The organism is Streptomyces sp. NPDC060184 (genome assembly GCF_042728795.1).
In the GTDB taxonomy this organism is placed as follows: domain Bacteria; phylum Actinomycetota; class Actinomycetes; order Streptomycetales; family Streptomycetaceae; genus Streptomyces.
Map to the genome: position 1 here is coordinate 21,296 of NZ_JBHWYX010000066.1, position 6,410 is coordinate 27,705.

At 68.9% G+C, this 6,410-nt stretch carries 6 protein-coding genes and 1 riboswitch; all 6 genes read left to right on the plus strand.

Features of this window, described 5'->3' with window-relative positions; all coding sequences use genetic code 11:
• Positions 1 to 100 precede the first annotated feature (100 nt).
• The 6 genes from tsf (at position 101) to ACFWEE_RS30505 (ending at position 6,293) form a co-directional block, all read left to right on the plus strand.
• Entirely contained in the window at positions 101 to 937 is an 837-nt protein-coding gene (tsf, locus tag ACFWEE_RS30480; RefSeq protein ID WP_386894062.1) for a translation elongation factor Ts, read from the plus strand.
• Positions 938 to 1,097: 160 nt separating this feature from the next.
• Positions 1,098 to 1,871, plus strand: coding sequence for a UMP kinase (gene pyrH, locus ACFWEE_RS30485; RefSeq protein ID WP_327178243.1), 774 nt, complete (start codon positions 1,098 to 1,100; stop codon positions 1,869 to 1,871).
• 120 nt (positions 1,872 to 1,991) lie between these two features.
• Complete coding sequence (gene frr, locus ACFWEE_RS30490; RefSeq protein ID WP_327178244.1) at positions 1,992 to 2,549, plus strand: ribosome recycling factor; 558 nt, start codon at positions 1,992 to 1,994, stop codon at positions 2,547 to 2,549.
• Positions 2,549 to 3,634 (plus strand): phosphatidate cytidylyltransferase, encoded by a 1,086-nt coding sequence (locus ACFWEE_RS30495; RefSeq protein ID WP_386894065.1) that lies wholly within the window; start codon positions 2,549 to 2,551, stop codon positions 3,632 to 3,634. The genes frr and ACFWEE_RS30495 overlap by 1 nt, the downstream gene beginning before the upstream one ends.
• Positions 3,635 to 3,792: 158 nt before the next feature.
• Positions 3,793 to 4,899 carry a 23S rRNA (adenine(2503)-C(2))-methyltransferase RlmN gene (rlmN, locus tag ACFWEE_RS30500; RefSeq protein WP_386894067.1) on the plus strand — a complete coding sequence of 369 codons (1,107 nt, stop codon included), beginning with the start codon at positions 3,793 to 3,795 and terminating at the stop codon, positions 4,897 to 4,899.
• Positions 4,900 to 5,000: 101 nt separating this feature from the next.
• Positions 5,001 to 5,117: riboswitch (TPP riboswitch) on the plus strand.
• Between the two features lie 81 nt (positions 5,118 to 5,198).
• Positions 5,199 to 6,293, plus strand: coding sequence for a thiamine ABC transporter substrate binding subunit (locus tag ACFWEE_RS30505; protein ID WP_386894069.1), 1,095 nt, complete (start codon positions 5,199 to 5,201; stop codon positions 6,291 to 6,293).
• Positions 6,294 to 6,410 lie beyond the last annotated feature (117 nt).

Here is a 6,410-nt window from a genome sequence, read left to right on the forward strand (position 1 = left end):
CCTCCGTCACGGCTGACTGACGGCGGGGGCCGGTGCCATGCGCACCGCCCCCGCCGTTCACCCGTAGATCTTTCAGACTTCGAGAGAGAAACACAGACTCATGGCGAACTACACCGCCGCTGACGTCAAGAAGCTCCGCGAGCTCACCGGCGCCGGCATGATGGACTGCAAGAAGGCGCTCGACGAGGCCGACGGCAGTGTCGACAAGGCCGTCGAGGCGCTCCGTATCAAGGGCCAGAAGGGCGTCGCCAAGCGCGAGGGCCGCTCTGCCGAGAACGGCGCGGTCGTCTCGCTCATCTCCGACGACAAGACCTCCGGCGTTCTGCTCGAGCTGAAGTGCGAGACCGACTTCGTCGCCAAGGGCGAGAAGTTCCAGGCCGTCGCCAACACGCTCGCCGCGCACGTCGCCGCGACCTCCCCGGCCGACCTGGCCGCGCTGCTCGCCTCCGAGATCGAGGCCGGCAAGACCGTCCAGGCGTACGTGGACGAGGCCAACGCCAACCTCGGCGAGAAGATCGTCCTGGACCGCTTCGCGCAGTTCACCGGCGGTTACGTGGCCGCGTACATGCACCGCACCATGCCCGACCTCCCGCCGCAGGTCGGCGTGCTCGTCGAGCTGGACAAGCCGAACGCCGAGGTTGCCAAGGACGTCGCGCAGCACATCGCCGCCTTCGCCCCGAAGTACCTCAGCCGCGACGAGGTCCCGGCCGAGACGGTCGAGAACGAGCGTCGTGTCGCCGAGGCCACCTCGCGTGAGGAGGGCAAGCCCGAGGCCGCCCTCCCGAAGATCGTCGAGGGTCGCGTCAACGGCTTCTTCAAGGACGTCGTCGTCGTGGAGCAGTCCTTCGCCAAGGACGCCAAGAAGACGGTTCAGAAGGTTCTCGACGAGGCCGGTGTCTCCCTGAAGCGCTTCACGCGCATCAAGGTCGGCATCTGAGTCCCGTCCGCGAATGACGGTGGACCCGGATAGGGTCTGATGCAGTCGTCGGCCGCACACCTGCCGAGCGACCGCAGATCTGACGAGGAGGCCATTGCCGCAGAGGGACACCAGACCCACCGGCAATGGCCTTCTTCGTATGTGCACGAGGAGAATTTCCATGGACAAGGGCGCGGACGCCAAACAGGTTGACCACAAGCGCGACGAGAAGGTGTCCGGACGCTTCATGCTGAAGCTGTCCGGTGAAGCCTTCGCCGGTGGCGGCGGACTCGGAGTCGATCCCGACGTCGTGCACGCCATCGCCCGTGAGATCGCCGCAGTGGTGCGCGACGGTGCGGAGATCGCCGTCGTCATCGGCGGCGGCAACTTCTTCCGCGGCGCCGAGCTCCAGCAGCGCGGCATGGACCGGGCCCGGTCCGACTACATGGGCATGCTCGGCACCGTGATGAACTGCCTGGCGCTCCAGGACTTCCTGGAGAAGGAGGGCATCGACTCGCGCGTGCAGACCGCCATCACCATGGGCCAGGTCGCCGAGCCGTACATTCCCCTCCGCGCCGTGCGGCACCTGGAGAAGGGACGCGTCGTGATCTTCGGCGCCGGCATGGGCATGCCGTACTTCTCCACCGACACCACCGCTGCCCAGCGGGCCCTGGAGATCGACGCCGAGGCGCTTCTGATGGGCAAGAACGGCGTCGACGGGGTCTACGACTCCGACCCGAAGACCAACCCCGGCGCGGTGAAGTTCGACGCGCTGGAGTACAGCGAGGTGCTCGCCCGCGATCTGAAGATCGCCGACGCCACCGCGATCACGCTCTGCCGCGACAACCGGCTCCCGATCCTGGTCTTCGAGCTGACCGCCGCGGGCAATATCGCCCGCGCTGTCAACGGTGAGAAGATCGGCACGCTCGTGAGTGACGAGAGCACCCGGGCCTGACGGCCCACGGATGGACAACGGCCTGCCGGTCGGACACCGTGCAGGTGAGGACGCGACGCAGGACCCGCAGGGCCCGGCGATGACGATGCCGGGCCCACTCAAGACACGCAGGAGCACGTGGTGATCGAAGAAATCCTCCTCGAAGCCGAGGAGAAGATGGAGAAGGCCGTTGTCGTGGCGAAAGAGGACTTCGCCGCGATCCGGACCGGCCGCGCGCACCCGGCGATGTTCAACAAGATCGTCGCCGACTACTACGGCGCGCTGACCCCGATCAACCAGCTGGCCTCCTTCTCGGTTCCCGAGCCGCGGATGGCCGTGGTGACGCCGTTCGACAAGACCGCGCTGCGCAACATCGAGCAGGCGATCCGTGACTCCGACCTGGGCGTCAACCCCAGCAACGACGGCAATATCATCCGGGTGGTCTTCCCCGAGCTCACCCAGGACCGCCGCAAGGAGTACATCAAGGTCGCCAAGACCAAGGCCGAGGACTCCAAGATCTCGATCCGCTCCATCCGCCGCAAGGCGAAGGAGGCGCTCGACAAGCTCGTCAAGGACAAGGAGTCCGGCGAGGACGAGGTGCGCCGCGCGGAGAAGGAGCTCGACGACACCACCGCGAAGTACGTCACGCAGGTGGACGAGCTGCTGAAGCACAAGGAAGCCGAGCTGCTCGAAGTCTGATGAACGACTCCTCCTGGGGCGCCCCGCAGGGAGCCGGCTACTGGGGCACGTCCGAGATCGGGGCCGCTCCGGCGGGTCCTGCCCACGATGCGCACGGCGCCCAGCAGACTCGGCCCATGCCCATCGTGCCGGACACTCCCGACGCAGGTAGAGACGACGCAGACGACCACGACGGCCGGGACGGGGACGCCACGCACATCAGTGGCCCCCTGTTCCGCGACGAGGTGCCGCAGGCACCCGCGCCCGCCCCGCCCCCCGCACCGCAGAAGAAGCGGGCGGGGCGTGACCTGCGGGCCGCCATAGGGGTCGGCGTGGGTCTCGGCGCCGTCGTCATCGCCTCGCTGTTCGTCGTGAAGGCCGTCTTCGTCGGTGTCATCGCCGTCGCCGTCGTCGTCGGCCTCTGGGAGCTCACCTCCCGGCTGGCCGAGCGGAAGTCGATCAAGGCTCCGCTCGTCCCGCTGGCGGTGGGCGGCGCCGCCATGGTCGTGGCCGGCTACGTGTGGGGGGCGGACGGCGCGTGGATCGCGATGGCGCTCACCTCGCTGGCCGTACTCGTCTGGCGGATGACCGAGAAGCCGGACGGATACCTGCGGGACGTCACCGCGGGTGTCTTCGCCGCGTTCTACGTACCGTTCCTGGCGACGTTCGTCGCGCTGATGCTGGCCGCGGACGACGGACCCTGGCGGGTGCTGACCTTCCTGATACTGACCGTGGTCAGCGACACCGGCGCGTACGCGGTCGGCTGGCGGTTCGGCAAGCACAAGCTCGCCCCGCGCATCAGCCCCGGCAAGACCCGCGAGGGTCTGTTCGGGGCCATCGCCTTCGCGATGGTGGGCGGTGCGCTGTGCGTGCAGTTCCTGATCGACGACGGCTCCTGGTGGCAGGGCCTGCTGCTCGGACTCGCGGTCGCCGCCAGCGCCACCCTCGGCGACCTCGGCGAATCCATGATCAAGCGCGATCTCGGCATCAAGGACATGGGCACGCTGCTGCCCGGTCACGGCGGGATCATGGACCGGCTGGACTCGCTGCTGCCGACCGCTCCGGTGGTCTGGCTGCTGCTGGTGCTGTTCGTCGGCAGCGGCTGACGCGTCGGGCGATACGTTCCGGCTGTGGCGCACGCGCCGTGTCCCGCCGGCCGGAACGCCTCCGCGCACCCCGCTCCACCTGCGTCTTCACGCGCGAAGGGCCCGCTGTCCACAGGACGGCGGGCCCTTCGCGTCGCGTCTGCGACACTGGAAGAACCATGCCTAAGCCCGGAGAACTCACTTTCGTCGCGCCCCGCGGAGCCAAGAGGCCCCCGCGCCACCTCGCCGACCTCACGCCCGCCGAGCGCAAGGAAGCAGTCGCCGCGACCGGCGAGAAGCCGTTCCGCGCGCAGCAGCTCTCGCAGCACTACTTCGCGCGGTACGCGCACGACCCGTCGGAGTGGACGAACATCCCCGCCGGATCGCGGGACAAGCTCGCAGAAGCGCTGTTCCCGGACCTCATGTCCGTGGTCCGCCACATCAGCTGCGACGACGACACCACCCGCAAGACGCTCTGGAAGCTGCACGACGGGACGCTGGTCGAGTCCGTCCTCATGCGCTACCCCGAGCGCGTGACGATGTGCATCTCGTCACAGGCCGGCTGCGGGATGAACTGCCCGTTCTGCGCCACCGGACAGGCCGGTCTCGACCGGAACCTCTCCACCGCCGAGATCGTGCACCAGATCGTGGACGGTATGCGGGCGCTGCGCGACGGCGAGGTGCCGGGCGGGCCCGCGCGCCTCTCCAACATCGTCTTCATGGGGATGGGGGAGCCGCTGGCCAACTACAACCGCGTCGTCGGCGCCATCCGCCGGCTGACCGACCCGGAGCCGGACGGCCTGGGCCTCTCCCAGCGCGGCATCACCGTCTCCACCGTGGGCCTGGTGCCCGCCATGCTGCGCTTCGCCGACGAGGGCTTCAAGTGCCGTCTCGCCGTGTCGCTGCACGCCCCGGACGACGAGCTCCGCGACACCCTCGTACCCGTGAACACCCGCTGGAAGGTACGCGAGGTGCTCGACGCCGCGTGGGAGTACGCCGAGAAGTCCGGTCGCCGGATCTCCATCGAGTACGCCCTGATCCGCGACATCAACGACCAGGCCTGGCGGGGCGACCGGCTCGGCCGGCTGCTCAAGGGCAAGCGGGTGCACGTCAACCTCATCCCGCTCAACCCGACGCCCGGCTCCAAGTGGACCGCCTCCCGTCCCGAGGACGAGAAGGCGTTCGTGGAGGCCATCGCGGCCCACGGGGTGCCCGTCACGGTGCGCGACACCCGTGGCCAGGAGATCGACGGCGCCTGCGGACAGCTGGCCGCCGCCGAGCGCTGAGCCGGGCCTTCGGGACCGTCCCGGTCGGGCCGCCGCTGTCGGCCTGACCGGGCAAAAGCCCCACCCGGGGTCCGTGTAGCCTGGGCCCCGCATTCAACTTCATATTCCGACAGGGGAGCGCCACAGCGCTGAGAGTGCGGCACCGGAGAACGGATGGCCGCAGACCCTCTGAACCTCGCCCGGGTCATTCCGGGTAGGAAGTTCGGTCATTACTCGAGCTGTTGCGCCCTGCCCGCTTCCGGTGTCCGCCGGAGCGCGCGGGGCCGCGTCTCTTCCTGGTCACCTCCAGGAGGAATCACATGCACACCACGACGAAGTACGCGGCGACCGCGCTCGCCGCCGCGCTCGGCGTCACCGCGCTCGCCGGCTGCGGAAGCTCCGACGACGACACGGCCGGCTCGGGTGCCTCCAAGGGCTCCAAGACCGTCACCCTGGTCAGCCACGACTCCTTCGCCGCCTCGGACGACGTGCTCAAGGCGTTCACCGAGGAGACCGGCTACACGGTCAAGGTCCTCAAGAGCGGCGACGCCGGAGCGGCCCTCAACCAGGAGATCCTCACCAAGGGCTCCCCGCGCGGCGACGTCTTCTTCGGCGTCGACAACACGCTGCTCTCCCGCGCCCTCGACCAGGGCCTCTTCACCCCGTACAAGGCGAAGGGACTGGACGCCGTCGCGGCCGACACCCAGCTCGACGCCAAGCACCGGGTCACCCCGATCGACACCGGCGACATCTGCGTCAACTACGACAAGAAGTACTTCGCGGACAAGAAGCTGGACCCGCCGCACTCCTTCGCGGACCTGCTGAAGCCCGCGTACAAGAACCTCCTGGTCACCGAGAACGCCGCCACCTCCTCGCCCGGTCTCGGCTTCCTGCTCGGCACCATCGCCGACTCCGGCGAGAACGGCTACCAGGACTACTGGAAGAAGCTGAAGGCCAACGGCGTCAAGGTCGTCGACGGCTGGGAGCAGGCGTACAACGAGGAGTTCTCCGGCTCCGCGGGCGGCAAGAAGGCCAACGGTGACCGCCCGCTCGTCGTCTCCTACGCCTCCAGCCCGCCCGTCGAGGTGTACTACGCCGACCCGCAGCCCGCCGAGGCTCCCACCGGCGTCGCCACCGCGACCTGCTTCCGCCAGATCGAGTTCGCCGGTCTGCTGGACGGGGCGAAGAACGAGGCGGGCGGCAAGGCGCTGCTGGACTTCCTGATCAGCAAGAGGTTCCAGGAGGACATGCCGCTCCAGATGTTCGTCGACCCGGTCGTCAAGGACGTGAAGCTGCCTGAGGTCTACACCAAGTTCGGCGCCACCGTGGACAAGCCGTTCACCGTGGACCCGGCGAAGATCGCCGCCAACCGTGAGAGCTGGGTCCAGACGTGGACCTCGCTCGTGGTGAAGTGACGAAGGCCTAAGTGTCGAAGACCGCCGGACCCGCCGCGGGGCCCCCCCCCCCCCCCCGGCCCCGCGCCCCCCCCACGCGCCGCCGCCCGTGGGGCGGGGGGCGCCCGGGGTTATAGG